This is a genomic window from Ensifer sp. M14 (assembly GCF_003355565.1).
Classification (GTDB): domain Bacteria; phylum Pseudomonadota; class Alphaproteobacteria; order Rhizobiales; family Rhizobiaceae; genus Ensifer.
The window spans coordinates 1,443,315-1,470,145 of sequence record NZ_QJNR01000004.1 but is presented as its reverse complement, the minus strand read 5'-3'; the positions used below and the strand labels follow the sequence as shown (position 1 = coordinate 1,470,145).

The window sequence follows — 26,831 nt, the reverse complement described above, 5'->3', positions numbered from 1 at the left end:
AGATTACCCTGCGCGGCGCATACGCCCGGGACGGCGGCGCATGCTTTCGTCTTCGAACAGATCGGCAAGTTGCTCGGTCATCGCGCCGGCCAGTTCGTCCGCATCGACGATCGTCACGGCGCGGCGGTAGTAGCGCGTCACATCGTGACCAATGCCGATTGCCAAAAGCTCGACAGGCGAGCGCGTCTCGATCTGCTCGATCACGGCGCGCAGATGCCGTTCGAGATAGTTGCCCGGATTGACCGACAGCGTCGAATCGTCGACCGGCGCGCCATCCGAAATCATCATCAGGATGCGGCGCTGCTCGCGACGCGCCATCAGCCGCTCATGCGCCCAGATCAGCGCCTCGCCGTCGATGTTTTCCTTGAGCAGTCCCTCGCGCATCATCAGCCCGAGATTGCGGCGCGCACGCCGCCACGGCGCATCTGCCGACTTGTAGATGATGTGGCGCAGGTCGTTGAGGCGACCCGGCGATTGCGGCTTGCCGCCAGCCAGCCACTTCTCGCGCGATTGCCCACCCTTCCACGCCTTGGTGGTAAAGCCGAGGATCTCGACCTTGACGCCGCAACGCTCCAGCGTGCGCGCCAGAATGTCGGCACAGGTCGCCGCAACCGTGATCGGCCGGCCGCGCATGGATCCGGAATTGTCGATCAGGAGGGTCACGACCGTATCGCGGAAATTGGTATCCTTCTCGCGCTTGAACGACAGCGGCTGCATCGGGTCGATGACGATGCGCTGCAGGCGTGCGCTGTCGAGATAGCCCTCTTCCAGGTCGAACTCCCAGGACCGGTTCTGCTGCGCCATCAGGCGCCGCTGCAGGCGGTTCGCAAGCCGTCCGACCGCGCCCTGGAGGTGCGAGAGCTGCTTGTCGAGGAAGGCGCGCAGCCGGTCGAGTTCGGCCTCATCGCACAGTTCTTCCGAAGCGATGGTCTCGTCGAACTCGCGGGTGAAGACGGTGTAATCGACCTTTTCGTTGAAATCGGCAAAGGGCTGGTTCGGACGCTTGACCTCGCCGGGTGTCTCGCTGTCCTCGTCGCCCTCGTCCTGCAGGTCGTCGTCGGAAATCTCCGCGCCGTCCATCTCGCCTTCTTCCATCTGCTCTTCGGCAGCCTGGTTTTCGTCGGCGGGGGCGGCGTCGTCACCGGCCTCCTCGTCGCTGGCGTTCTCGTCCTGCTCCTGGCTGCGCGGCTGATCCTCGTCGGTCTCGCTTTCCTGCTCGTCCGGCTCGATGTCGTCGTCACCATATTTTTCGGCAACGTCCATCGACGTCAGCATGTCGCGCACCACCCGGGCGAAGGCCTGCTGGTCGTTGAGCGTCGACGACAGGTTCTTGATGTCGCCGGCGGCCTTCTCCTCGATGAAGTCGCGCCAGAGATCCAGCACCTTGCCGGCGGATGCCGGCGGCTTCTCGCCAGTCAGCTTTTCGCGCACCAGAAGCGCAACGGCCTCGCCGAGCGGCGCGTCGGCCTGTTTGCTGATCGCGCCGAAATTGGCCTTGGAATATTTCTCCTCGAGCATCGAGCTCAGGTTCTTGGCAACGCCTTCCATGCGCAGCGAGCCGATCGCCTCGACCCGAGCCTGCTCGACGGCATCGAAAATCACCCGCGCATCGGACCCCTGCGGCGACATCGTCGCGTGGATACGGGCGTCGTGACAGGCCTTGCGCAACGCCATGCTGTCGCCGAGACCGCGCGTCACGGCCAGTTCCTGCCGCGTCGGGCGCTTCGATATTTCAGGCAGACGGATGCGCTCGCCGGTGATGCCCGGCCGCTCGTTGGCGAAAGCCACCTCCACCTCGGCATCACCCGCAATCGATCGGATGCAGCCGGAGAGCGCCCGCTTGAACGGTTCGGCGGCATTTTCGCGCGTGGTCGGCTTTGCCTTGGAGTTCGAGCTCACGACAGTTCCTTCTTCAGCCAGATGCGATGATGTCCGGGCCGGACATCATCGAGTTTGCCACAGAGACACAGTCCGTCCTTCAAGGAGAAGGACGGGCCATGGATCAGGCAGTGGCTTCAAGCACGATGTTGGCAGCGCTTTCCTTCAGCTCAACGCCGAAGGCGCGCTGGTAATGCTCGGCGACCAGCGCCCGCTCCAACTCGTCGCACTTGTTGAGGAAGGTCACGCGGAAGGCGAAGGCGATATCGCCGAAGATGTAGGCGTTCTCTGCCCAGGTGATGACCGTACGCGGGCTCATCACCGTCGACAGGTCGCCGTTGATAAAGGCGGCACGGGTGAGATCCGCAACGCGCACCATCTTGGAGACGGTCTCGCGGCCCTTGTCGGCGGTAAAGCCCTTGACCTTGGCAGCGACGATGTCGACTTCCTTGTCGTGCGGCAGGTAGTTGAGCGTCGTTACGATCGACCAGCGGTCCATCTGCGCCTGGTTGATCTGCTGCGTGCCGTGGTAAAGGCCGGTGGTGTCGCCGAGGCCGACCGTGTTGGCGGTCGCAAACAGACGGAAGGCCGGGTGCGGGCGAATGACGCGGCTCTGGTCGAGCAGCGTCAGGCGGCCGGAGGATTCCAGCACGCGCTGGATGACGAACATCACATCCGGGCGGCCGGCATCGTACTCGTCGAAGACGAGCGCGACATTGTGCTGGTAGGCCCAGGGCAGAATGCCGTCCTTGAACTCGGTGACCTGCATGCCGTCCTTGACGACGATCGCATCCTTGCCGACGAGATCGATACGGCTGACATGGCTGTCGAGGTTGACGCGCACGCACGGCCAATTGAGGCGCGCTGCGACCTGCTCGATGTGGGTGGACTTACCGGTACCATGATAGCCCGAGACCATCACGCGTCGGTTATGGGCAAAGCCTGCGAGAATGGCGAGCGTGGTTTCGCGGTCGAAGAGGTAGTCCGGATCGAGGTCCGGCACGTAGGCGTCGGCCTTCGAATAGGCGGGAACGCGCAAATCCGTATCAATGCCAAAAACCTCCCGAACCGAGACGGTCGTGTCGGGGAGGTTGGAAATGTCGAGGTCAATCTTGCTCATCATGTCTCCAGAGCGGCCACCGGCGGCACCCGCGCATTCGCCTGCAAAAGTGCTTCTGTAATAATCCGCGTTGTTAGCAGAAACCAGCCTGTTTTAACAATTGGTAGGCCTGAATTACTGCACGAAAACGCTCCTCCGATCCCCTGTCTCCGCCATTGGCATCGGGGTGGTGCTTCTTGACCAGTTCCTTGTACGCCGTCTTGATATCGCTGGCGGTCGCCGAAGCGCCGAGGCCGAGCGTTTCATAGGCCTTGGCCTCGAGCGTCTTCAGCTTGCGCTGGCGCGGCTCTGGACGACCGGCGCGCGCCTTTGCCTCACTGACGAAGCCGAAGGGATCGCGCATGCGTGCCTGCGCCCCGGCGGAGCCCGAACGTGTCTGCGATTGGGTCGGACCATTCTTGGCGTTCTTGTTGACGCCGACGGTCCAGGTCGGGCGATGTCCCGTTATCGCTTCCTTCTGGTAGCGGGCGACTTCGCTGTCGGAGAGGCCGGAGAAAAAGTTGTAGCCCTTGTTGTATTCCTTCACATGCTCGAAGCAGAACATGAAGTATTGCCCCTCGGCGTTGCGGCCGACGGGTGCGCGATGAACGCCCTTCTTGTCGCAGCCGTCCCACTGACAGGTGGGAGCGGACGGTTCAGCGCGCGGCTCGACTTTGCGCCGTGTCCGAATGCGATCGAAGTATTTTGAATCGAGTCTCATGGCGCTCATTATGGGGGTTGGCCGAGGCCACAACAAGAATTGACAAAGCGGAATGTTACTGGCTTTGTGCGGGCATTTTGCGCCGCCAAGGCAGCATCGCCGGACCCGACCAGAACAAGGGCATCCAGCAACCAAGGAAATGGGACGGAAGAATGTCGCTCAGGGACACGATCGAACGGAAACTGACGGAAGCTTTCCATCCCGAACAGTTGGCCGTGATCAACGAGAGCCACCTGCATGCGGGCCATCAACCGGATTTCGACGGCGGCGGCGAAACTCATATGCGCGTGCGCATCGTTGCCGACGCCTTTGCCGGCATGAGCCGCGTTGCGCGCCATCGCGCCATCAACGACCTCCTGAAGCCCGAACTCGACGCCGGCCTGCACGCGCTGGCCGTTGAACCTGCAGCCCCCGGCGAACCGACGCGCTGGTAAGCATCAGCCGATCGGCGTCTGGTCCTCGGCCGGGCGGATCCTGAGTTTCGTGATCCGGTTCTTCACGCGCTTCATCACGATGAAGCGCTTGCCGTGGAAGGTGAAGGCTTGGCGCTCCTCGGGGATGCTCTTCGATTCATGGATGACGAGACCCGCGACCGTCGTCGCCTCCTCGTCCGGCAGCGACCAGTCGAGCGCGCGGTTGAGATCGCGGATCGGCACCGAGCCGTCGACCACGATCGAGCCGTCCGCCTCCTGGCGAACACCCTGGATATCGAGGTCGTGCTCGTCTGCGATATCGCCGACGATCTCCTCCAGAATGTCCTCGAGCGTTACCAGCCCCTGCACCTGACCGTATTCGTCGACGACGATGGCCAGGTGAAGCTTGCGACGCAGGAAGGCGTTGAGCTGGTCCTTCAAATTGGTCGTGTCGGGAACGAACCAGGGTTTTTGCGCAATCTTGACGATATCGAGGTTTTCCGGCTCGACATCCGGTTCGGCGAGCGCGCGCAGCAGATCCTTGGAATGCACCACCCCGATGATGTTGTCGGCAGCACCGCGCCACAGCGGCAGCCGCGTGAACGGGCTTTGCAGGATCTCGCGCACACAGATCTGTGGCGGATCGTCGGCATTGATCGCCCGCATGTTGGTGCGGTGAATCATGATGTCGGAGATCTCGAGTTCACCGAGATCGAGCACACCGCCAAGACGATCCCGGTCGGCCTTGATCACCGAACCCTCGCGGTGCAGCAGGTCCACCGCGCCGCGCAATTCGTCATGCGCCGAAAGCATCGACATCTCGGAGGAGAGATTGACGCCGAAGAGCGAAAGGATACGTCGCACGATACCATTGACCAGGCTCGACAGCGGTCCGGCAACGGCAACGAAGAGACGCACCAGCGGTGCAACCGCTAGCGCAAACCGATCCGGCGACGCAATCGCCCAGCTCTTGGGCAGCACTTCGGAGAAGATGACCAGCAGGATCGTCATGGCGACCGTCGCAATCGCCACGCCGGAATTGCCGAAGAGGCCAATCAACAGGCTCGTCGTCAGGGACGAAGCCAGAATGTTGACGAGATTGTTGCCGATCAAAAGCGCGCCGATCAGCCTGTCGCGGCGCTCGATCAGGCGGTTGACGATGCCCGCCCGTTCGTCGCCGTTGTTCTCCAGCGAATGCATGCGCGAGCGCGATGCCGCGGTCAGTGCCGTTTCGGAACCCGAGAAGAAGGCCGAAAACAACAGCAGGCCGAAGACCGCGGCAATCGACAGCCAGTATTCGCCAAGAAAAGCCAGGAATGCTTCACCGGTCATTGCGGGTGCTTTTCCCTCAGGAAGTTCAGGACCTCGGTGGCCGGCACGTCGTCGGCGACGAAGGACTGGCCGATGCCGCGGGTCAGGATGAAGGTGAGCTTGCCGCCCTTGACCTTCTTGTCCTGGGCAATCGCATCCATCAGCTTTTCGGCCGGCGGCAGGCTGCCCGGGATTTCGTCCATGCGCGTCGGCAGGCCGACGGCGCGCAGGTGCGCTTCAACCCGGGTCGCATCGTCGGCGCTCGCAAGGTTCATGCGCGTCGAGAACTGATGCGCCAGCACCATGCCGATCGCCACGCCTTCGCCATGCACCAGACGGGCGCTGTCGTAGGCGGTGGCCGCCTCCAGCGCGTGGCCGAAGGTGTGACCGAGATTGAGCAGAGCCCGCAGGCCATTCTCGCGTTCGTCTGCCGCCACCACATCGGCCTTGGCCTGGCAGCTCACGGCAATTGCCTCGATGCGCGCAGCCCCGCCTGAAAACACCGCCTGCCAGTTCTTTTCCAGCCAGGCGAAGAAGTCCGGCTTGTCGATCAGTCCGTATTTCGCAACTTCGGCATAGCCGGCGCGAAACTCGCGCTCACTCAGCGTGTCGAGCACATCCGTGTCGGCCAGCACCAGATCCGGCTGATGGAAGACGCCGATCAGGTTCTTGCCGTGCGGCGAATTGATGCCTGTCTTGCCGCCGACCGAGGAATCGACCTGGGCCAGAAGCGATGTCGGGATCTGGATAAAACGCGAGCCACGACGCACGATGCCGGCCGCAAAGCCGGTCAGGTCACCGATGACGCCACCACCAAGCGCGATCACCGCGTCGTTGCGCTCGATCCTGGCACCGAGGATGGCTTCGCAGGCGGGGATGAGATGCTCGAAGCTCTTGGTCTTTTCGCCCGCCGGCAACACCAGCGACACAGCCTCGATGTCCCGCAGTTTCAGGCTCGCCAGCAGCGGTTCGAGATAGCGCGGACCGACATTCTCGTCGGTAATGACGGCGACCTTGCGCCCCTTAAGGCGCGACGCGATCTCGTTGCCGGCCTGAGCGATCAGCCCCGGGCCGATCAGGATGTCATAGGAACGATCGCCGAGATCGACACGTACCTTGCGCTCGGCAGCTGGCATCACATGGTTATTCATCACTTGGCACTTTCCGGAAATCTATGACGGCGGTGAGAACGTCCTCCACCATCGTCTCCTTGTTCACATCGCGCGACATCACCGTCAGATCGGCTTCGGCATAGATCGGGTAGCGGGCGCGCATCAGGTTTTCGAGCGTCTGCTTGGGATTTTCGGTCTTTAAGAGCGGACGCGTGTCGCGCTTGTTGACCCGCTCCCAGAGCACGTCGAGTTCCGCGTTGAGCCAGATCGTCAGGCCGCCGCGCTTGATCTGGCGCCGTGATCGCTCGTTGATATAGGCGCCGCCGCCGGTCGAAACGACGCGGGGACCGGTGCGCAGCAGGCGCTTCAAAACGCGCGTCTCCAGCGCCCGAAACTCGTCCTCGCCATAACGGGCAAAGAGATCGCTGATCGTCATGCGTGAAACGCGCTCGATCTCGTGGTCGGAATCGACGAAGGGTATGCCGAGCGACTGCGCCGTCAGCCGACCGATCGCCGATTTACCGGCGCCCATCAGGCCGATGAAAACGAGATTGCGTTTACCGAGCGCAAGCTTCGCCCGTTCGGCAAGCGTCGCGGAAACCGGTTCGATCACGTCGTTCATTGGACTTCTTATTCCCCATTCCCTTCCGGTATCGACAAATCGGGGTGGAGCGTCAAGCCGTCGCAGCCCTCCGTGCAAGCTTCTTGAACTTGGCGAAAGGGGCGTTCATATAGATTGGGCATCGGCCAACGGGCCACGTGTCCATCCAGACGCGCAATAGGCTGCCGCAGCACATTCAACGGCTGCATGATTTTATACCTGGATTCGATCCGGTTTAAGCAACCATGCAGAGGAGACTGAAATGCCCACCCTCTTCCGGTTCCTGTTCTTCTGCGGTGTCATCGCCGGGCTGGTCTACGGTACGATGATCGCGCTCGTCACCTTGGTCGAGCCGGTCGAGCGGAATGTGACCGTGAAGATCCCCTCGGAGCGGGTGAACAAGACACAATGAGCGATCTTTCCGCGGCACATGTCGAGGCCTTCCTCGAAATGATGAGCGCCGAACGCGGCGCCGCCGTCAACACGCTGCAATCCTACGAGCGCGATCTGGAAGACGCCTTGTCCCACATGCGCAGCCGAGGAACCGGGCTGACGGCAGCAGTTGCCGACGATCTCCGGCATTATCTCGCCCATCTCGCCGGCCAGGGTTTCAAACCCTCTTCACAGGCCCGCCGGCTGTCGGCGCTTAGGCAATTCTACAAATTCCTCTATGCCGAAGGCCTGCGCGGCGACGACCCCACAGGCATCCTCGATGCACCGAAGAAGGGCAGAAGCCTGCCGAAGACGCTGAGCATCGACGACGTCTCGCGGCTGATCGGCCAGGCGGAAACCGAGGCCGCGGCAACGACAGGCGGACCCGAGCGGCTTTCCAAGCTGCGCATGCATGCGTTGATGGAGCTTCTCTATGCGACCGGCATGCGCGTCAGCGAACTGGTGTCGCTGCCGGCAAGCGTCCTCGCCCAGGACGGGCGTTTTCTCGTCGTCCGCGGCAAGGGCAACAAGGAGCGGCTGGTGCCCTTGTCGCAGGCAGCGATCCGCGCGATGCGCGCTTACGGCACGGCTCTAACAGAAGAGTTTGCGGAGGCGGACAAGGGCGAGCGCGAAAGCCCGTGGCTGTTTCCGTCTTCGGCAAAGGCAGGGTTTCTGCCCCGCCAGGTCTTTGCCCGCGAGCTGAAATCGTTGGCGGCGCGCGCCGGCATCCGGGTCGCGACGATCTCGCCGCATGTGCTGCGCCATGCCTTCGCCAGCCACCTGCTTGCCAACGGCGCCGACCTTCGCGCCGTGCAGGAACTGTTGGGTCACTCGGACATTTCCACGACACAAATCTATACACATGTTCTGGAAGAACGGCTGCACGACCTCGTGCAAAACCATCACCCTCTTGCCAAACAGGCGAAAAAACAGGATTAGGACCGCCGGGCAGGCTGGTTTCGGCCGGCAGATCCTTGTCGCAAAACGATCGGAAACGCATCTCATGCACAACTATCTCGATTTCGAAAAACCTATCTCCGACCTCGAAGGCAAGATTCTCGAACTGAAGAAACTCGCCGGCGAAGACGAGAGTGTGAACACTTCGGATGAGGTCGAACGGCTCGAGACACGCGTCCGCGATGCGATGGCCGAGATTTACTCGAAGCTGACGCCGTGGCAGAAGACCCAGGTCGCCCGCCACCCCTCGCGCCCGCATTTCCTCGATTATTCGGCAGAACTCTTCACCGAGTTCACACCGCTTGCCGGCGACCGCAACTATGGCAACGACGAGGCCATCCAGGCCGGGCTCGCGCGCTTTCGCGGCATGCCGGTCGCCGTGCTGGGCCAGGAAAAGGGCAGCGATACCAAGTCGCGCATCAAACACAATTTCGGCAGCCCGCGCCCTGAAGGCTACCGCAAGGCGATCCGCGTCATGGAAATGGCCGACCGCTTCGGCCTGCCGCTGATCACGCTGATCGACACCGCTGGTGCCTATCCCGGCGTTGGCGCCGAAGAACGCGGCCAGGCGGAAGCCATCGCCCGCTCAACGGAAATGTGCCTGAACGTGCGCGTGCCGATCGTCACGGTCGTCATCGGCGAAGGAGGCTCGGGCGGCGCGATCGCGATCGCCACCGGCAACCGCGTCTACATGCTGGAGCATGCCATCTACAGCGTCATCTCGCCGGAAGGGGCAGCCTCGATCCTGTGGCGCGATTCGACCCGCGCCAAGGAAGCGGCCAGCAACATGAAGATCACCTCTGAGGATCTGAAGGCGCTGGGCGTGATCGACGGCATCATTCCCGAGCCCGTCGGCGGCGCACACCGCGATCCGCAGTCGGTCATCGCCCGCACCGGAACGGTGATCGCCGATGCGCTGAAGGAGCTGTCCGGACGCAATGGCGACGAATTGCGCACAGACCGCCGACAAAAGTACCTCAATATCGGCCGGAACCTCTGATTACAGGCGATTGTTCGCTAGAGAATTCGCAACCACAAATCGGACCGTGGCCAAATCTTGGCCATATTCGTGGCGTCATGAACAACGGTGTGTGCAGGGCGCCCTGCAGGGTTAAGAATTCGTGAAGTATAATGGCTTACTGATTCCCTAAGAGCCCTCCCCGTCGGACGCGGCTCGCACTGACGAGTTTTGGTTTGAACGGGCTTTCGCTGATGCGCTTGAGAAACCTTGTAGCCACCGCCGCTGTCGCCGCTGTGCTTGCCGGCTGCACCAACGATGCCCTGGATACGGCGACGGTCGATCTTTCGACCGTCAAGAACAAGACCGAGTACCAGCTTTCCAGCAAGATGGCCGCCAAGATGAGCGAGCTCGGGATGCAAAAGACATCCCCGATCGCGCTGCGCATCTTCAAGGAAGAAGGCACGCTCGAGGTCTGGAAGGCCAATACCTCCAACCGCTTCCAGCTCCTGAAAAGCTATAAGATCTGCGCCTGGTCGGGCAAGCTCGGCCCGAAGGTGAAGGAAGGCGATCGTCAGGCCCCGGAAGGCTTCTATCCGCTGTTCCCGCAGCAGCTGAACCCCAATTCGAAGTATTATCTGGCGATCAACACCGGCTACCCCAACACCTATGACCGCGCCAACGGTCGTCAGGGTACGCATCTGATGATCCACGGCGCCTGTTCCTCGTCCGGCTGCTATTCTATGACCGACGAGCAGATGATCGAGATCTTCGCCATGGCGCGCGACGCCTTCAAGGGCGGACAGCAGAGCGTCCAGCTGCAGGCATTTCCCTTCCGCATGACCGCCGAGAACATGGCGCGTCACCGCAACAATCCGAACATCGAATTCTGGAACATGCTGAAGGTCGGCTACGATCAGTTCGAAGTCACCAAGCGGCCGCCGGAGATCAATGTCTGCGAGAAGAAGTACGTCTTCAACCAGCAAGGCAGCGGCGCTTTCAATCCGGGCGGCACTTGCCCGGCGATGTCCACCCCGCCCGCGCTGCAGATGGCCATGTCAACGTTCGAGAAGGGCTACAAGCTCGACTACGACAAGGCCATGAAGAAGTACGACGGCATGGTCTGGTATGAGCCGAGCGAGGCGGAGCGCAAGGCGATCGTCGCCAAGCAGCGCGCCGGTCGTGAGCTTGCCTACGCACCGACCGGCAACTCGATCGACGCCGGCAAGCTGATGAAGGCAAGCGACCTCGAAAAGAAGCTGGCCGAACAAAAGGAAGCCGAAGAAACCAAGGTGGCTGTCGAGATCCAGAAGAAGGAACTCGAAAAGGCAACCAAGGGCGGCACCCATGTGCCGGTTCCTGCCGCCAATCCTGTCCCTCAGCCGGTGCTGCAGGCCGCCGTCGAACAGCCGGCCAAGACGTCCTTCTGGGGCCTGTTCTCCAAGAGCGAACCCGCAGAACAGGCGCCTGCACCGGTCGCGCAAGCCCCCGAGCAGCAGGCAGCCGTGCAGCCGCAGGTTCAGCCGGCAGGTACCGCGGCAAAGCAGACGCGGTCGGCCGGAGCCCCACAGAAGGCTCAGCCTGAAAACACCGCCGTCGCTGCGGCAAATGCCGAAGCCGCTGTCGCGCCAACGACCGAAGCACCCGTTGCGGTGGAAGAACCGCCGAAGAAGCGGCCCTTCTGGAAGATCTGGGGCAATTGATGCCTGACGAAGGAAAGACGGTCTACGACCTCAGGGGGCTTAAGTGCCCCCTTCCCGTTTTGAAGGCCCGCAAGCGCATCGCCTCCATGGCCGCAGGGGCACTGCTCGAGATCGAGACGACCGATCCGATGGCAGTGATCGATATCCCGCATTTCTGCCGCGAAGACGGCCATAGCCTCGAGGCGGCTTGCCCCGCTGAAGGCGGTCACCGCTTCCTGATCCGCAAGGGCGTCTGAAGGCACAAAGCGCCTTCGGCTCTCCTCCAAACCAACAGCGCATCAAAGAACAGGGATGAAGCCGTACTATCGGCTTCATCCCTGCGGTTGGCTCATGGCCGGCAGTCTTCGCCCCCTTCACTCCTCGCGGAATGCTCTGAGCATCTGGTCGGTGAAGGGTTTTGTGAGGTATGAGATTGCGGTTCTCTCGTCGGTCTGGACGAAGACTTCGACGGGCATTCCGGGCATGAGCTTGCGGCCGCCGAGCTTTTCGAGCGGCTCCCGAGACCTGGCCGCGGCCCATGAAGCCGGTGCCCATGTCGACCGTCAGGGTGCTGGTGGCGGTGGAGTAGTCGAGCGTGTCGACGCCGCCGTCGCCCCAGTAGCTGTCGTCGCCGTCGCCCTTGGTGGCGAGCACGATGTCGTCGCCGGCACCGCCCCAGGCCTTGTCCGATCCCGCCCCGCCTTCGATGACGTCATTGCCGGCGTCGCCGTAGATCAGGTCCTCGCCGCCATTGCCGAACAGCATGTCGGCACCGGCACCGCCGTGGATCTCGTCATTGCCGGATCCGCCCGAGGCAACGTCGTCCCCGTCGCCGCCCGACAGCACATCCTCGCCGTCCTCGCCGCGCAGCACGTCGCTGCCCGCATCCCCCGACAGGATGTCGCCACCGCCGCCGCCCAGAAGCACGTCGGCAAGGCCACCACCCAAGAGCACATCCGCCTGGGACGTTCCGATCAGCGTGCGCGCCGCAACCGGCAACGGCGTCTCGCCACCGTCCCCATCGCCCGAACCGTCACCCTCGTCGTCGCCATCGTCATCACCGCCGCCGGCCGTATCATCATCGTCATCATCAGTATCGTCGTCCCCATCATCGTCGGGGCCGCCGGTGTCGTCGTCGTCATCCTCGTCGTCGTCGCCGTCATCGCCGCCGCCAACGGGGTCGCCGTCGTCATCACCATCGTCTTCATCATCATCCGGGTTGCCAGCACCATCATCACCATCGTCCGGTTCGTTGGTCTGGAAGACATGTTCGGGAAGATCCGTCATGCCGGTATTGCGAGCGATGATGTCGGCAAACTCCTGGCCGTCGATGAAGTTTTCGTAGAAGTCGAAGTTGTCGAAGCGGCTTGCGTAGTAGAAGCGGTCGGCTTCCTGCAGGCGGTCGAACTGCTCATGCAGCACGATCCAGAAAGTCTGGCCGACCATGCCGCCATTCACATGCTTTTCGGCAAGGCCGCCGACCCAGAGATCGACGCGGTCGATGCCCTTGACGACGCCGGTACCATCGGCCTGCATTGCCACCTGGATACCCGGATTGATCGACTGGAACGTGGCGATATCGCCGGGCTGCAGCACGAGGTCCGGATAGGCCTGGCGGAACTGGTTGATCACCGCCGGGCTAAGGCCGTTGCGTGTCTGGAAATCCTCCCACGACGTGTAGGCGGACATGTCGCCGGCAAAGCCGCGTGCTTCCGAGACATAGGGATCCTGGGAGGCCGCCAGATCCATGCGGACCTGGTTGAGCGTTCCGAGGCCGACATCCCATCCGCGCGCCACGTTGAAGGCGAACAGATCGGCATTGATGCGAACGAGGTCGTTGCGAACCGCGTCGACGATGTTGAAGTCCACCTCTTCGGCCTGCTGGGTGATGATCCCGCCGAGAATGGAGTTGACGCCGAGCTGTTCGTAGCCGGGTTGCGGCACGTAGCCTGGAGGCAAGGGACCGGTGAACACGCCGGCCTCATTGCTCGGGTTCAGGAAGGCATCGAACAGAGCCACCTGCTTCGGCTGCCCGTCGGGGCCGATGACGGTCATGGTCTGACCGATCAACGAATGTCCGACGCGGTAGACCGCGGCTGCGAACTCATGGGAGATGCCGGCCGTGGCATCCGGGTTGTACTCGAGGAAGCCATGGTTACCGAGGCCGCGCATGCCGCCGAGCAGCATGTCGGCGAACTCGTTGAAGACCACCCGCTGGTATTCGGCCTCATTGATCATCTTGGCCGCCTGGAACAGCTCTTCAGCCGTTCCCTGGAAGCCGGCCGCCTCCAGACCTTCCACATGGAAGTTATGGTTGCGGGCCCAGATGGTGTGCATCGAGGTCAGCGCGAAGTTCTCGTTGCCGCGCCCGTCGCCGACCACATAGTGATCGAGCAGCTTGATGAAGGGGTTGGTGTCGAGAAGCAGCGCATGGGTGCTGCCCATGAAGTTGGACGTCATGGCCGGAAGCATCGCTTCGTTGATGGCGCCGTTGGTCACCAGCCCGGCAAAATAGGTCTGGAACGCGACCTGCCCGCCCGGCAGCGAGGCCGAATGGAACACGGTGTTGTTCTGCCAGTGATGCAGGATCAACTCGCGCAGCGTCGGCAGCAGCGAGAAGTCGTCGTTCGACGGGTCGGCTGCCCCCTTGAACAGATGTGCGCCGAGACCGCCCGAGCCGTTGCCTTCCCGCAGGAACTGGCCGACCAGATCGTTGGAACCATAGGCCTGGTTCTGATCGACGAATGGCGACGTCTTGTTCAGGTGCTGCGGTACGCCGTCAACGATCGAGCTTACCGTCCCGCGAGTGAGATCGGCCGGGTTGCCCGATCCCGGTGCGCCGTTGCCCGGTGCGCCGATCTGGATCGCGCCGTTGCCGCCCTTGCCGAGGAAGTCGAGACCATGGTCGAAGTACTGGCCGAACGCCATGAAGAAGATGTTGGCGTCCTTGTCGTTCTTCGGCAGGTCGAGCTCCTGGCTACCGAGGATGTTGCTGATGTTGCGCGGGTCGAGCCCCGAGAAGATCGGATTGATGTTGTTGTTGCCGGTCGTCGGGTCGTAGGCGCCGTAGTGCGCATCGGTGATGCGGATGAACGGCGTGTCGGCCGAGCCCCAGGTCGGATTGTCTTCGTTGTTGCCGTGACCGGATAGTGTCCGCACGCCGGAGAAGTCGTTGGTGTCATCATCAGTGTCGAAGGCCGGCAGACCGTTGACCAGGTTCTTGAGGCCGGCAAGATCGTTCGCGGTATATTCGAAGCGACCCGAAACACCTTCGCCGTTACCAGGCGTCGGCGGCGTATTCTGGAACTGCGGCGGCACTGCACCGGCGAAGGTGATCGAGTGCGTCCCGTTCGAGAACGTCTTCGTGCCGTTCGCATTGGTGGTCATGGTGTAGTCGGAAATGTTGCTTCCCGGCGCCAGTTCCACCACGTCCTGCGGTCTGAGATTGCCGACGATCGTGTCGTTGCCGCCATTGGTGCGGAACAGGATACGGTGCGAAGACTGCAGTGCGCTGAAGTCTACCGTGTCGTCGCCGGCATCGCCGTTGATCGTGATCGTGTTGACGCTGAGCCCGGTCGGCGAGAAATCGCCGATCGTCAGCACCGTGTCCGGGCCAACGCCCGTATTGATGACGATCTCCTCGATGTCGTTGAGTTCGGCAATGACCGAAGCGAAGTTCGTGCCGTTGCGGGTAATGACGATTTCGGTCGCCGCATTCAGGTTGGCCACGTTGTTGCCGACGACGGCTGCCCATTCGGTGCGGGTATAGACCCGGAAGGTTTCGTTGGAAGCGTCGCCGTTGACGACCACGGTGTCGCCATTGGCATCTTCGCTCTCGCCGTTGATGAAGTCACGGCCTTCGCCGACATCGACGGTGATAGTGTCATCGCCTGCACCGGCATTGATCGTGTCGTTGCCGCCCTGGCCGTTGATCTGATCGGCAAAGGTCGACCCGGTCAGGGTGTTGCCTGCGCCGGTGCCGTTGATGGCAGCCGGAGCCGGCGTATCGGCGAGGATGAAATCGGCGATGCTGATGTCGTTGGGATCAACGGCATCGACGAGGATCGTACCGATCGTGGTCGTGCCGGTGGCGTCCCGAATGGTCAACAACGTATCGTCCGTTCCGGGAACGACCACACGGGTTTCCAGCACGCGGGTCGCGAAGTTGGCTGCCGTGATGCCCAAGCCGCTGAGGTCAATGAGATCCTGGCCACCGCCGGCAGGGTTGGCATCGAACGTGTTGATCGTGTCGTTGCCGAAATTGATCGTGTCGTAGACGTAGACATCGTTGTCGTTGTTGTCATTGAAGGTGTCGTCGCCGGCGCCGCCACGCAGTCTGTCGTTGCCGTCGTCACCGTCGATGATGTCGTTACCATCACCGCCCGAAAGCGTATCTGCCCCGTTGTTGCCGAGCATGGTGTTTGCAAGCGTATTGCCGACGCCGGTAATGGCACCGCCACCATTCTTGGTGAGGTTTTCGACATTGGCGCCGAGCGTGTAGTTGCCGAGCGTCGTCTGGACCGTGTCCGTTCCGGCGGAACCTACCGCCGTTTCGTCGACGACGTCACCGACATTGTCGACGACATAAATGTCGTTGCCGGCACCACCCCTCAAGGTGTCGGCACCAGCCGCACCGTCGAGCGTGTTGTTTCCGGTGTTGCCGACGATGATGTTGTTCAAGGCGTTGCCGGTGCCGTTGATGTTGCCGGTGCCGGTCAGATTGAGGTTCTCGACATTGGCGCCCAACGTATGGGTGACCGAACTGTTGACAGTGTCGGTACCCCCGTTGGCAGCCTCGACCACGGTGTCGCCTGTTCCGACGAAGTAGGTGTCGTTGCCGGCACCGCCCGTCAGCGTGTTGGCGCCTGCATTGCCGGTGATCGTATCGTCAAAGGCGCTGCCTGTAATATTTTCGATGTCGATCAGCGTATCGTCGCCGTCGGCACCGGTAGCCGTTCCGGTCGTCAGGTTGACGGTGACCGCACCACTGGCACCGGCATAAGACGCCGTGTCCGTATCGCCGGTACCGCCGTGCAGCCGGTCATTACCCAGGCCACCGGACAGGACATCGTCTTCGTCCTGGCCGAAGAGCGAGTCGTCGCCGGCACCGCCGGCGAGTGTATCGTTGCCGTCGTCGCCATACTGAACGTCATCGCCAGCCGTCGCAAAGGCTGTCAGATCGTTGCCCAGATTGCTGCCGGTCCTGATGGTGAACGTCTCGTCATAGGTGTTGAGGAAATCGTCGGTCGAGCGGATGACCAGCGTATACGTGGTATCGGCCGTCATCGCCCCGACCCGACTGACGACGCCGGCCGGTGAGACCGTGAAGCCAGCACTGCTTCCGGGCTGCAGCGAATAGGTCCAGGCCGTGCTGTCGTCATCGACCGTCGCAAGATTCGCGATCGCCCCCGTGGGCAGGTCGTTGTTATTCGGGTTGATGGCGTTCCAGCGAATGTCCGTCGGCGCTTCGTTGGCGAGAAAGATGCGCGTACCGTCCGTGAACTCGGCCCATTCGACGTTACGCAGCCTGTCGATACCGTCGGAGACGAGATTGCGTTCCGTCAACGGATCGATGACGTTGCTGACGTTGATATGCGAGATCGTCGTCGAGCCATCAGCATTGCGGACAACCGTGTAGTTGGCGTTGCCGTTGGCGTCGAGGAACGTGTCGTTGAAGAAGGCTGTGTCGACATCGCCGACACCATCGTCCTCAACGATCTCACGAACGATGTGCAACTGCGTCGGCACGATCGTGCGGGAGATCATCAGGTCGAACAGCGACTTTCCAACCCAGCTCGGGTCTGCCGCGTCGTTCACCGTGAAGACATGCTTCAGGCTGTCGACGGAGGAAATCTGGTTCTGCGGCGTGTTTTCCACCCCTGGCGCCGTGATGCGAATACGCACGTTCAGCCAGGCATCGCCGTCGAGGAAATCATCCCCGCCATTGCCGCGCAGGCTGTCTGAGCCCCCACCGCCAAGCAGGATGTTGCCAGAGTTGAAGGCCGACAGAGCCTCGAGTTGGGCTGCCGTCGCGCCGACGGGTGCTGCAGTGATGAGGTTGCCAAGCAAGGCGCGCAGCCCTTCGATGCGGTTGACGCCCGCCTGGGACAGCTCGTCGTTGAAGAAAATGCCTTCCGTGGTCGCAACCGTGTCGCCCGGCAGAATGTCGCCTTGAACACGGTCGTCGCCGAGAAGCGTGTCGTCGTGATCCCAGCCGGAGAGAGCCTCTGTCTTGTCGAAGCGGTTGCGCAGGATGTCTTCCGCCTCGGTGGTGAAGATGGGGATGCGCATGTCGGCGTAGCCGTCGAGCGCCATGCCCTTGAAGATCGCCCAGTCGAAACCGAACATGCCTTCGTTGCGCATGACGCTTTCGCCCTGGACCATGATGTCGTCGCCGGATTCAGCGTCGAAGTCGTGTTCCTCGTTGCCGGCGAACATGACGTCGTGACCCTTGATCGCCGAATTGAAGAACAGTTCGGAGTTGTCGCCGGCCGTGGTGTCGAAGCCGCCGCCCGCCTCAAGCCAGTCGTCGCCCTCGTTGCCCATCAAGAGATCGACACCGTCACCGCCGAGGACGAAGTCGTCACCCGCACCGGCGAACACTTCGGTGTCGTCGACACCGACGAAGACGACGTCCTTGCCGTCGCCGCCCATCAGGATGTCGATGCCGTTGGAGTTGGCGATGACGTCGTTGCCTTCCTCGCCCTTGATGAAGTCGCCGGTGTCGCCGCTGTCGGTCAGGATGTCGTCGCCGCCGCCGCCGTTGACGAGGTCAACGCCTGCGCCGGATTCAACGCGGTCATTGCCGTCGTCGGCCCAGATCGCATCGTCGCCGAAGTCGGTGATGATCGTGTCAGCATTGTTGGTGCCACCGACGACGATATGTTCGCCACCGGTAAAGCGCAGGTAGTTCGTTTCGATTGCCGCCGTACGCGGATCGTCACGCACTACCTTGCCGAGCCCGATTGCTTCGAGCGCCGGGTCATTGCCTTCCGGATCCGGCTCGGCCTGATTGGCCTGGTTGACCTCGAGCACGAAGTCGTACTTGGCAAAGGAGTCTACGCCGATGTGGCGCTCGATGATGTCGTCGGCGGTGCCGCGGATGCCGTCCGCCCCAGGCTGTGCCAGTTCGGTGTTGGCCATCATCATCTTCGAGAAGGAATTCTGCTCGAGCTGGTTCAGCATGTTCTGGCCCTGCGTGCGGGTCAGGTAGTAGAACCGGTCGCCGTCCTGCAGGTTTTCCATCTGGGCTTCGAAGATGGCGTTGAAGGTCGAGCCGAGCATGCCGCCGAACGGCATTTTCTTTTCGGCCAGACCGCCGATCCACAGATCGATCAGGTTGAGGCCGCTGTTGCCAATGTTCCAGTCGCCGGTGCTGTTGAGGAAATCGAGGCGATCCGAAGGCACGACGATCGTGCGCGTCCCGCCCGGTGCGTTGGCGTCGGCAATCACCTGGTCTTCCCCAAAGACGATTGCCATTGCAGCGGCACGCTTGCCGGCAAGTGTTGTTTCGTCGTCCACCAGAGTATGCAGGCCGTATGCCGCGATGAAGTTCACCACAGAGATCGGATTCTTCAGGTTGGCGGCAAAGTCCACCCAGCTGTCATAGGGTGTGAGGAAGGTCGAGCCGCTTGCCGCATAGAGCTGGGCGCGCGTCTCGTTCAACGAGGGAATGCCTGTGTCTCGGCCGCGGGCGATATTGATCGTCGCCAGGTCGAGCGGAAGACCGAGCAGATTGTTGCGCAGCGATCCGACGATGAACTCGTCGATTTCGTTGCCACGTTCGATCGTCATGCCGCGCACGACCGCCGCAGCGGCCGCATCGTGCGAAATCGTCCCGTCGAGATCGAACTCGACCGGGTTGAGGAAGGCTTCGATAAGCCCGACTTCCGGATTGATGAGAACACCATTTGCATCAAGACGCGGCATTTCATCGGTCAGCATCGAATGGCCGAAGCGATAGACCGTGTTGGCGAATTCGGAGAAAATCGCCGGATTGATGTCGGTGACGCTGTTGAAGACGAACGGGTCGATCGCCGGCTGGATCTTGCGGGCGAACTCTTCGAACACCAGGTGCTGGTATTGCATTTCCGTGGCGAAGCGGGCGGCCTGGAAAATGCGCTCGCCATCCCACCCGAAGGATTCAAGAAGTTCTGCCCGCTCCACTGGGTCGGCCGGGAAGGTTGCCGGCAACGCGTCAAGCTCCGCCTGGGTGATATCAACAGACAGCCACTCATTGATGAAGGCGAGGTCGCCACTTTGCAGAATGGTCATCTTCTGCATATCCGTCTGGCGATTGTGCTCGGAGTGGAAGATGTGGTGCACGGTCGTCAGACCGATATTCTCGTTGCCGCGGCCGTCGCCGGTGATGAAGTGGCGGTTGAGCAGTTCGTCGTCATATTCGGTGTTGCGGCCGGTCTGCGGATTGAATGCCACGGCATTGCCGGTGTCGCCGTCGGCATCGGCTACCAGGTTGCCGAGCGCATCGAAAACGGGAACGGCGTTGTGGGCGATATCGTCCAGGAAGGCGTGGCCGATACGCAGCGCGCCTGCCGTGAACGTGTTCACAGGATTTGAGGGATTGCCCTCGGTGACGACGTCATCGGACGTATTGGGGATTCCGTCGACGCCCAGACCGGTGACCAGCAATGGGTATCCGTTCGGTCCGCGGATGAACTCGCCATAGGCGTCCGTGCGGATCAGCGGAATGTTGAAGATATCGGCATCGGTCAATTGGATGCCGAGCACGTCTGCTGCCTGCGCCTTGATGTCGGCCCAGGTCGGCAAGCCGTTCGCCGACCCGTCAAGCAGGCGGCCGGTCGCGACAGGCGCACCGCCGACGGTCGCATATTCGCGCAGGAAGAACTGATGCGAGGCGTGCGACGTATAGGTCTGGTTCTGATCGACGAACGGCGTCGTCGTGTTGGTATGAGAATCGCCATCCGGCGTCGCGCGGGTCAGGACCATGAAGCGCAGATGCGCCGGCAGGTCGTCGGCGGTTCCAGCCACGCCATCCGTTCCGAGCACCAGCGGGTCATCGTCCTGCAGCGGTACATAGACGGTTCCGTTGCCACCCTTGGTGATCAGGTCGAGGCCGTGGTCGAAGAACTGACCGAAGAAGGTCATCCAGGCGTTGAAGGGCGCGGAAAGGCCTTCGTCCGGTGCCACGTTGGGAATGGACAGGTTGCCCTCATCGCCGATGACCAGTCCCAGTTCGGCTGCAACGGCCTCGAGCGCCGCGGACGGATCCTGGGCAACCACTTCGGCTGATGCCAGCGCTTCCTCGGCTGCGGTCACGGCATTCGCCGCGTCCTGAATGGCATCGATGCTGGCCGGATTGCCCGGCGTGTAGCCGGCGACAGCCAGATCGAGGGCTGTGTTCGCGTCGTTGAGTGCATTCTGCGCAGCGACAACGGCGTCATCAGCCTGCTGCTGGGTCACGCGAGCGGCAAGCAAACGCGCCATGTCACCCTGCGGGTCTTCCGAACCGGCAAAGGTCAGGGCCGCGATGATGGCTGCCGGGTTGTTGATCGACATGTCAACGATGAGATTGGAGATGATGCGCGGATCGGCATCCACCACATTGCTGCCAGGTGCACCATAGTTGCCGCCGGTCAAGACGCCGCCGGGCGCTGGCCCGTTGACGTCGATGCTGTCGCCATCGGTGTCGTTGCGATACTCGGCGTCCAACAGCCGCGGCATCGCCTGGTCGGCGGAACCCCAGGTCTCGCGACCGGGCACGATGTTGTTGTAGGTGCCGTCGACGGTGCGAAGGCCGTTCGGAACATGGGGGTCGGGGATCGCGAGCTGCGCACCGGGCGTGCCTGCCGCAACGACATTGCCGGCCGCATCGACGTAGATCTCCCTAAGGTCCTGGGCATTCGCGCCGGAATGCGCGGTCGAGTTCCCTTCTGCGATCTTGATCTGGCGCAGAATGAACATCATGTCCTGAAGATTGAGCTTGAACGCGGCCATTTTCCCCTCCGTCGAGACACAGCGATCCTCCCGGAAGGACACATGTCTTTCCGCCAACAGAGGTCGCGCTACTGGTACTGGTCGCCATTAACGCATCGAAGCCGCGGTCGGCGTAGAGAACAAGGTCGCGTGATTTTCGCGACTAAAGGACAGTCGGACCGGAACACTTTGGTCTCCACTGTTCTCAGACCTTAGTCGGAGCAAGATTTCGCATGCCGACGCCGCGTGAATGTCTGCATCGCTTTGGTGCCCGGCTCGGGAGGCCCTGCCTGTGCCGCAGCTCTTCCCGCAGTCTGAAAGTTAACCGTAACCATTTGATTGACTACAGAATTCCCTTGCTTCAATTGCGGCTTTTGGCTTCTTTTGATGGACGATGCCGGTTTTAGCGGAGGCATTTTTAAGGAATAGAGCATATAAGATCGCAGAAACGCGATCGGACAAGTCTCATGGATGCCGCCGGGAACAACACCGAAATGGCCAAGCGCATCTTTCCGCTGAACCTGAGCAGTTCAGCCACTCTGCAAAAGCTGGCGTCGGCATTCCAACGGCTCCGGCTTGAAGTTCGCTTCATCATCATCGCCTCGTTTATCGTCGTGGCGTTGATGATCGCGCTCGCGATCTGGACGACAAACCGCCTGGAGCGAACCGTGTTCAACAGCGTCGGCTCGCTCGGCGCCGCCTATCTTCAGACGTTCGTTGCACCGCTGATCTCCGAGGAAGACATCAAGCGTGGCGTCCTTCCGCCCATCGTAGAAGATAAGCTGAAGCAGCTTCTCGGGACCAGCGCTCTCGGTCAGCATGTGCACGAATTGAAAATCTGGAGCCCCGATGGAAGCCTGATGTATTCGACGTCAGGCAAGCTCATCGACGAAGAGGTTGTCTTTGACGAGCTGCAGCGCGCCTTGACGGGAGAAATCGTCGTTTCTCGCACGATGATCCAGAAGCATGAATATACCGGCGAAGAGCAGCGCGGCATGTATATCGAGGTCTACGCACCGCTCGTGCACAATGAGGCAGGCAAGGTGCTGCTGGTCGGCGAATTCTACGAGCGCCCCGATTTCCTGGTCGGTGAGTTGTCGACCGCCTGGCGCGAAACGGTCAGCATCGTTCTTCTCGTTTCGGTGCCTATGCTGGCGCTCCTCTTCCTGATCGTGCGCAGTGGCAGCCTGCTCATCGATCGCCAACACGCTGCCATCCGCCACAGTCTTGGTCGGGCACTTGAACTGTCCAACCAGAACCGTCGGCTGCGCGCAGCGGCGGAGACGGCCCGGCTCGAGGCCGGCAAGCTCAATGAGATGATTCTCGACCAGATCGGGTCCGATCTGCACGACGGTCCGGTCCAACTGCTGACATTGCTCAAGCTGAAACTCAGCGACATGGCCTCGCCGCAGACCGGCGGCCAAACCGCAGCGGCCGTCAAGCCGCAAGAAATCGACAGGCTGGTCAGCACGGTTACGACGGTGCTTGAAGATTTGAGGAACATTTCCTCCGATCTCGTGCTGCCGGAACTCGACGACATGTCGCTGAACGACACGATCCTGCTCGCGGTCAGGCGGCATGTGGATCTCATAGGTCGCGATGTCGATGTGGTCGGGCTGATCGCATCGCAGAAGGTGGATGCACACCTGAACATCTGCGTCTATCGCTTCATCCAGGAAGCGTTGATGAACAGCGAACGACATGCACCGGGCAACCGCCAGCATCTGCGCTACGGCACGCGCCACAACCGCCTGTTCATCACCGTGGCCGATGTGGGCGACGCACCATCGACATCAGTGACCCCGCGCAGCACTGGGCGCACCGGGCTCGGGACCATCACGCAGAAACGCCGCATTCGCGCCTTTGGCGGCCGCATGCGCATGATCCGCCGGCCAAACGGCATGGTGGTAACGGCGGTTCTGCCGCTCGATCACAGCGGCGGCCCGTTCGATCGTCCATAGATTTCAATGATGCTTCGCAGGCAGGAGGCAAACCGAAACGGTGAGACCGCCGCATTCGCGCGAGATTCGGCGTTCTGGGCGGCTATGGCATCATGCCTTAGATAGAATTGGAATTAAGGCTCGAACCATGCAGCAAGCCTGAAGTGCCACAGCACCGCGCATCATACTTGACGCGCGGTGCTGTGATGTTCGATCGCCTAGTTGATGCGCCGTGATGCACCACGCTCGGCAGAGCCGTCGGGCAGGACATCCAGGCGCTGCGCTGCCAGCACCACTTCCACACGGTTCCTGACATCGAGTTTCTGCATCAAGACCGTCATGTAATGTTTGACGGTCTTTTCGCTGATATCAAGACAGACCGCTATTTCGCGGTTCGTGCTGCCACGCATGAGATGGCGAACGATCTGCTCTTCGCGCAGGCTCAGGCGTCGTTGTGCCTGAGACCGCCGGCGGATTTCCGCTGTTTTCATGGCCATGATGACCTTGGTCGCGAATCCCGCAGTGATGAACGTCTCGCCGTCATAGACGGTGCGTATGGCCTCATGCAGGTCGCTGGCGCTGCTGCCTTTCAGCACATAGCCAGAGACCCCGTAATTCAGGACTTGTATCGCGGTTTCAATGCTTGAATTTGCGGTGAAGACGATGATCCGCGTGTCTTTGTATTTTTGCGCAACCAGCTCGATAGCCGCAATGGCGTCGCCGGGCATGCTCAAATCGAGCACGAGAACTTCAGGTGAAAATTCTTCAACTATTTTCAAAGCATCGACCGCGTTTTCGCCCTTCGCGACGATTTCGAGGTCACTTTTTCCAGAATATAAACTGACCAGTCCTTCCAGAAGGATCGGATGGTCGTCAACAAATGCAACTGATATCGACATGGTCGTTGCTCTCCCTCCGCAACGAACATGCTAGTTCATCAGGTTCGCGTTTAAAAGAACACACTTAACTTCTAGTTAATTTAGAAAGTGAACGGATACCGTGCCGACACGGACGAAGGCACAGGTGGCACGTCTCAAACACAGCGAAGATATTCGCCTTGCGGTCTAAGAAATACACAAGCACTCCTTAGACGGGAACCTGCAAAAGCCAGACTATTTGCAATCTTTACAATTGCTTATGCGATTGAAAGGTCACTCAGTAGGGAGCAACCCGGAACAGGAGAAACGCGAGGCGGCGTTTTCTGGAGCATCTCGGTACATTTTAAGTAACGCCAGAATATTAGCCCAAAAATGTTTGCCGCCGCCGCCAAAGATCACCCGAAAGTACTACGGATTTTAACCTTCTTTCACAGAATCGGCAGAAAGATGCCGCGGACTGCCGCGTTAAAACCCTAGAACTTCATACCAGGCACAACCAAGGGATTGTCCGAAAGCGCCTGGGCATCGGGACGATCGATTCGCGGTTTGCCGGTGAAGGCATCGAAAAGGTCGCGCACGAAAGCTTCGCTCAGCCCCTTGGTGATCAAGACCATACGCGTCCGCCGATCGGCCGGATCCGGCCAGGCGGCAAGCCGCTCCGGGGTATGAAAGACGTTCTGCACGCCGTGAAGCACCAGCGGTCGCTCCGGGTTGTCGGAAACGGCGACGATCGCCTTCATCCGCAAAAGCTTCTCGCCATGGGCTGAGCGCAGGAGATCGATGAACATGTCGAGCGCCATCGGCTCGATCGGCCTGTCATGCAGGATGCTGAACGATCGAATGTCCGAACCATGGCGCGTTGCATCGTGGTGATGGTGATGATGGTGATGGTCGTGGTGGTGATGATCGCCGTCATGATGATGATCGCCGTCATGATGATGGTGACTGTGGTGCTCGTGGCCGTGATCTGCCTCATCCTGCAGCCAGCGGCCGACATCGGCAATCTTCGAAGCGGGATCGTAGAGGCCACAGGCAAAGAGCGCGCCCTTACCGGCCTCGGGGCTGTCACCGTCGACGAACGGCGCACGCGGATTGAGCGCTCGCAGGCGCGACCGCAGTTCTTCCAACCGCGCCTGATCGGCAAGCCCGGCCTTGCTGATCACGATGCGATCGGCGACCGCGACCTGCTTCAGCGCTTCCTCGTGGTTGGCAAGCGTCTGCAGGCCGTTGACGGCATCGACCACCGTCACCACACCATCGAGACGGAAGCTCTGGGCGATAACCGGATTGCCGATCACCGACTGCAGCACCGGCGCCGGGTCCGCAAGCCCTGTCGTTTCGATGACGACACGCTTCAGCGGCTTGATGCGCCCTGTCTGCATCCGGTCCATGAGGTCGGCAAGCGTGTCCACCAGTTCGCCGCGCACCGTGCAGCACAGGCAGCCGTCGGAAAGCTCGATGACTCCGTCGCTCGAGGCTTCCACCAGGAGGTGGTCGATCGAGACATCGCCGAATTCGTTGATGATGACGGCTGTGTCGGAGAGATCCGGATCCTTGAGCAGCCGGTTCAAAAGCGTCGTCTTGCCCGCACCGAGAAAACCGGTCAGGATCGAGACCGGCACCGCCGGCAGTGGGCTAACCATGGAAAACTCCGATCAGAGGCTCGGCCGCGGCACCGGGATCGGCACATTGGCGACGTCGCCCTGGCCGGCCGGATCCGTGCCGGCTTTGGCCAGTTTGTCGCCGCTGCCGGGAATGAGGCCGGCAAAGGCCAGCTTCAGCGGGCGGTTGATCTCGTGGATGAACGGCGAAAGCAGCTTCTGCCGTCCGGCTTCGTCGCGACCTTCGCTGCGCACCTTGGCGGCGGCCTGCGAGCAGATCTGCTTGCTGACGTCAGCCACCAGATCGCGCGTCTCGCCATAGGGCGCGATCTGCACCAGCGATGGCTTGGCCGCTCCCGAGGTCGTCAGCGCCATCTGCATCAGACGCGCGGATTCGTCAGCACGGGCGCCGAGGCTGTCTTCGCCAAGCACGACCGAAACGACGCTGCGGCCGTCGCGCGTCGCCGAGGAGACCTGGTTGAAGCCGGAGGCGCAGATGAAGCCTGTCTTCATGCCGTCAGCGCCTTCGAAGCGGCCGATCAGCATGTTGTAGTTCGGATAGTCCTTCTTGCCGGTGGTGAAGCCTTCCAGCGAGAAATAGGACGCGTATTCGGGAAACTCGCGCTTCAGCGTGATCGCCAGCACCGCAAGGTCGCGCGCAGTGGTGTACTGGCCCGGCCCCGGCAGGCCGTTGGCGTTGACGAAATGCGATGACGTCATGCCGATGCGGCGCGCCTCGGAATTCATCCGGTCGATAAAGGCGGGCTCGGAGCCGCCAACGGTTTCGGCAATTGCCACCGCCACGTCGTTGGCCGACTTCACCAGCATCATTTTCAGCGCGCTGTCGAGCGTCATCGCCTGGCCGGGCTTGTAGAACATCTTGCTCGGTGGTTCGGAGGCAGCGTTCTTGGTCATCACGACGGGGCTCGTCAGCGCCAGTTGTCCCGATTTGATCGCCCGGAAGGTGGTGTAGGCCGTCATCAGCTTGGTCAGCGACGCCGGATACCACTTCTGGAAGATATCCTGGTGCTCGTAAACCTTCAGTGTATTGACGTCGACAACGAGCCGCGGATTGGCAAATGCCGGCATTGCCATGAGAAGGCTCGCGCAGGCGCCAGCCACGACACCCACTGCCTTTGCCTTGCCACGCATGAAAAATCCTGCTGTCACTACCATAGACCTCGAATTTCCGCTGTTGCCTCGTCTCGTTCGGCTATTTAGCCTATATGGCGAGGAGATGGCAAAGCCCATTCATTGGCTGCTGTGCCAATCCACCGCAGATAGATGTGATCGA

At 61.4% G+C, this 26,831-nt stretch carries 16 protein-coding genes and 1 pseudogene; 7 read left to right on the top strand and 10 right to left on the bottom strand.

Features of this window, described 5'->3' with window-relative positions:
* Positions 1 to 3: 3 nt before the first annotated feature.
* The 3 genes from cobT to BLJAPNOD_RS06920 form a co-directional block, all read right to left on the bottom strand.
* Complete coding sequence (gene cobT / locus BLJAPNOD_RS06930) at positions 4 to 1,899, bottom strand: cobaltochelatase subunit CobT (RefSeq protein ID WP_077501022.1); 1,896 nt, start codon at positions 1,897 to 1,899, stop codon at positions 4 to 6.
* Positions 1,900 to 2,002: 103 nt separating this feature from the next.
* The gene (gene cobS / locus BLJAPNOD_RS06925) at positions 2,003 to 2,998 is read right to left on the bottom strand and encodes a cobaltochelatase subunit CobS (protein ID WP_077501023.1); all 996 of its coding nucleotides are present in this window, start codon (positions 2,996 to 2,998) and stop codon (positions 2,003 to 2,005) included.
* Positions 2,999 to 3,071: 73 nt separating this feature from the next.
* Positions 3,072 to 3,707 (bottom strand): J domain-containing protein, encoded by a 636-nt coding sequence (locus BLJAPNOD_RS06920; RefSeq protein ID WP_077501024.1) that lies wholly within the window; start codon positions 3,705 to 3,707, stop codon positions 3,072 to 3,074.
* A gap of 143 nt (positions 3,708 to 3,850) precedes the next feature.
* On the opposite strand from BLJAPNOD_RS06920, the gene BLJAPNOD_RS06915 reads away from it, so the two are divergent.
* The gene (locus BLJAPNOD_RS06915) at positions 3,851 to 4,132 is read left to right on the top strand and encodes a BolA family transcriptional regulator (protein ID WP_115419329.1); all 282 of its coding nucleotides are present in this window, start codon (positions 3,851 to 3,853) and stop codon (positions 4,130 to 4,132) included.
* Between the two features lie 3 nt (positions 4,133 to 4,135).
* Here the strand turns inward: BLJAPNOD_RS06915 and BLJAPNOD_RS06910 are convergent, their stop codons facing one another.
* The 3 genes from BLJAPNOD_RS06910 to BLJAPNOD_RS06900 are packed head-to-tail and all read right to left on the bottom strand — an operon-like array spanning position 4,136 to position 7,156.
* Positions 4,136 to 5,443, bottom strand: coding sequence for an HlyC/CorC family transporter (locus tag BLJAPNOD_RS06910; protein WP_115419328.1), 1,308 nt, complete (start codon positions 5,441 to 5,443; stop codon positions 4,136 to 4,138).
* Entirely contained in the window at positions 5,440 to 6,573 is a 1,134-nt protein-coding gene (gene aroB, locus BLJAPNOD_RS06905; RefSeq protein WP_115419327.1) for a 3-dehydroquinate synthase, read from the bottom strand. The genes BLJAPNOD_RS06910 and aroB overlap by 4 nt, the downstream gene beginning before the upstream one ends.
* Complete coding sequence (locus tag BLJAPNOD_RS06900) at positions 6,566 to 7,156, bottom strand: shikimate kinase (RefSeq protein WP_077501028.1); 591 nt, start codon at positions 7,154 to 7,156, stop codon at positions 6,566 to 6,568. Before BLJAPNOD_RS06900 ends, aroB begins: the two co-directional genes overlap by 8 nt.
* Positions 7,157 to 7,397: 241 nt before the next feature.
* On the opposite strand from BLJAPNOD_RS06900, the gene BLJAPNOD_RS06895 reads away from it, so the two are divergent.
* The 5 genes from BLJAPNOD_RS06895 (at position 7,398) to BLJAPNOD_RS06875 (ending at position 11,421) form a co-directional block, all read left to right on the top strand.
* On the top strand, positions 7,398 to 7,547 hold the full coding sequence (locus tag BLJAPNOD_RS06895; protein ID WP_115419326.1) for a hypothetical protein: 150 nt from the start codon (positions 7,398 to 7,400) through the stop codon (positions 7,545 to 7,547).
* A complete protein-coding gene (gene xerD / locus BLJAPNOD_RS06890; RefSeq protein ID WP_115419325.1) occupies positions 7,544 to 8,506 on the top strand; it encodes a site-specific tyrosine recombinase XerD in 963 nt (320 codons plus the stop codon). The genes BLJAPNOD_RS06895 and xerD overlap by 4 nt, the downstream gene beginning before the upstream one ends.
* Positions 8,507 to 8,570: 64 nt before the next feature.
* Positions 8,571 to 9,524, top strand: a complete 954-nt coding sequence (locus BLJAPNOD_RS06885) for an acetyl-CoA carboxylase carboxyltransferase subunit alpha (protein WP_077501030.1) — start codon at positions 8,571 to 8,573, stop codon at positions 9,522 to 9,524.
* 212 nt (positions 9,525 to 9,736) lie between these two features.
* Positions 9,737 to 11,185 (top strand): murein L,D-transpeptidase family protein, encoded by a 1,449-nt coding sequence (locus tag BLJAPNOD_RS06880; protein WP_115421171.1) that lies wholly within the window; start codon positions 9,737 to 9,739, stop codon positions 11,183 to 11,185.
* Positions 11,185 to 11,421, top strand: a complete 237-nt coding sequence (locus tag BLJAPNOD_RS06875) for a sulfurtransferase TusA family protein (protein WP_077501031.1) — start codon at positions 11,185 to 11,187, stop codon at positions 11,419 to 11,421. Before BLJAPNOD_RS06880 ends, BLJAPNOD_RS06875 begins: the two co-directional genes overlap by 1 nt.
* Positions 11,422 to 11,692: 271 nt before the next feature.
* Here BLJAPNOD_RS06875 and BLJAPNOD_RS06870 read toward each other — a convergent pair.
* Positions 11,693 to 21,139: pseudogene (locus tag BLJAPNOD_RS06870) on the bottom strand (peroxidase family protein); the annotation flags it as partial.
* Between the two features lie 446 nt (positions 21,140 to 21,585).
* On the opposite strand from BLJAPNOD_RS06870, the gene BLJAPNOD_RS06865 reads away from it, so the two are divergent.
* Positions 21,586 to 23,079 carry an ATP-binding protein gene (locus BLJAPNOD_RS06865; RefSeq protein WP_244610885.1) on the top strand — a complete coding sequence of 498 codons (1,494 nt, stop codon included), beginning with the start codon at positions 21,586 to 21,588 and terminating at the stop codon, positions 23,077 to 23,079.
* A gap of 197 nt (positions 23,080 to 23,276) precedes the next feature.
* Here BLJAPNOD_RS06865 and BLJAPNOD_RS06860 read toward each other — a convergent pair whose 3' ends face one another.
* From BLJAPNOD_RS06860 to BLJAPNOD_RS06850, 3 genes are all read right to left on the bottom strand, one after another.
* On the bottom strand, positions 23,277 to 23,957 hold the full coding sequence (locus BLJAPNOD_RS06860; protein ID WP_077502786.1) for a response regulator transcription factor: 681 nt from the start codon (positions 23,955 to 23,957) through the stop codon (positions 23,277 to 23,279).
* A 452-nt stretch (positions 23,958 to 24,409) separates the two neighbouring features.
* On the bottom strand, positions 24,410 to 25,579 hold the full coding sequence (locus tag BLJAPNOD_RS06855) for a GTP-binding protein (protein WP_115419324.1): 1,170 nt from the start codon (positions 25,577 to 25,579) through the stop codon (positions 24,410 to 24,412).
* 12 nt (positions 25,580 to 25,591) lie between these two features.
* Positions 25,592 to 26,689 (bottom strand): D-alanyl-D-alanine carboxypeptidase family protein, encoded by a 1,098-nt coding sequence (locus tag BLJAPNOD_RS06850; RefSeq protein WP_115419323.1) that lies wholly within the window; start codon positions 26,687 to 26,689, stop codon positions 25,592 to 25,594.
* Between the last annotated feature and the right edge of the window lie 142 nt (positions 26,690 to 26,831).

Coding starts and splice junctions, on each gene's coding strand:
- cobS (WP_077501023.1), bottom strand. CDS start 2,998: ATGAGCAAGATTGACCTCGACATTTCCAACCTCCCCGACACGACCGTC.
- BLJAPNOD_RS06920 (WP_077501024.1), bottom strand. CDS start 3,707: ATGAGCGCCATGAGACTCGATTCAAAATACTTCGATCGCATTCGGACA.
- BLJAPNOD_RS06915 (WP_115419329.1), top strand. CDS start 3,851: ATGTCGCTCAGGGACACGATCGAACGGAAACTGACGGAAGCTTTCCAT.
- BLJAPNOD_RS06910 (WP_115419328.1), bottom strand. CDS start 5,443: ATGACCGGTGAAGCATTCCTGGCTTTTCTTGGCGAATACTGGCTGTCG.
- aroB (WP_115419327.1), bottom strand. CDS start 6,573: ATGAATAACCATGTGATGCCAGCTGCCGAGCGCAAGGTACGTGTCGAT.
- BLJAPNOD_RS06900 (WP_077501028.1), bottom strand. CDS start 7,156: ATGAACGACGTGATCGAACCGGTTTCCGCGACGCTTGCCGAACGGGCG.
- BLJAPNOD_RS06895 (WP_115419326.1), top strand. CDS start 7,398: ATGCCCACCCTCTTCCGGTTCCTGTTCTTCTGCGGTGTCATCGCCGGG.
- xerD (WP_115419325.1), top strand. CDS start 7,544: ATGAGCGATCTTTCCGCGGCACATGTCGAGGCCTTCCTCGAAATGATG.
- BLJAPNOD_RS06885 (WP_077501030.1), top strand. CDS start 8,571: ATGCACAACTATCTCGATTTCGAAAAACCTATCTCCGACCTCGAAGGC.
- BLJAPNOD_RS06880 (WP_115421171.1), top strand. CDS start 9,737: ATGCGCTTGAGAAACCTTGTAGCCACCGCCGCTGTCGCCGCTGTGCTT.
- BLJAPNOD_RS06875 (WP_077501031.1), top strand. CDS start 11,185: ATGCCTGACGAAGGAAAGACGGTCTACGACCTCAGGGGGCTTAAGTGC.
- BLJAPNOD_RS06865 (WP_244610885.1), top strand. CDS start 21,586: ATGGATGCCGCCGGGAACAACACCGAAATGGCCAAGCGCATCTTTCCG.
- BLJAPNOD_RS06860 (WP_077502786.1), bottom strand. CDS start 23,957: ATGTCGATATCAGTTGCATTTGTTGACGACCATCCGATCCTTCTGGAA.
- BLJAPNOD_RS06855 (WP_115419324.1), bottom strand. CDS start 25,579: ATGGTTAGCCCACTGCCGGCGGTGCCGGTCTCGATCCTGACCGGTTTT.
- BLJAPNOD_RS06850 (WP_115419323.1), bottom strand. CDS start 26,689: ATGCGTGGCAAGGCAAAGGCAGTGGGTGTCGTGGCTGGCGCCTGCGCG.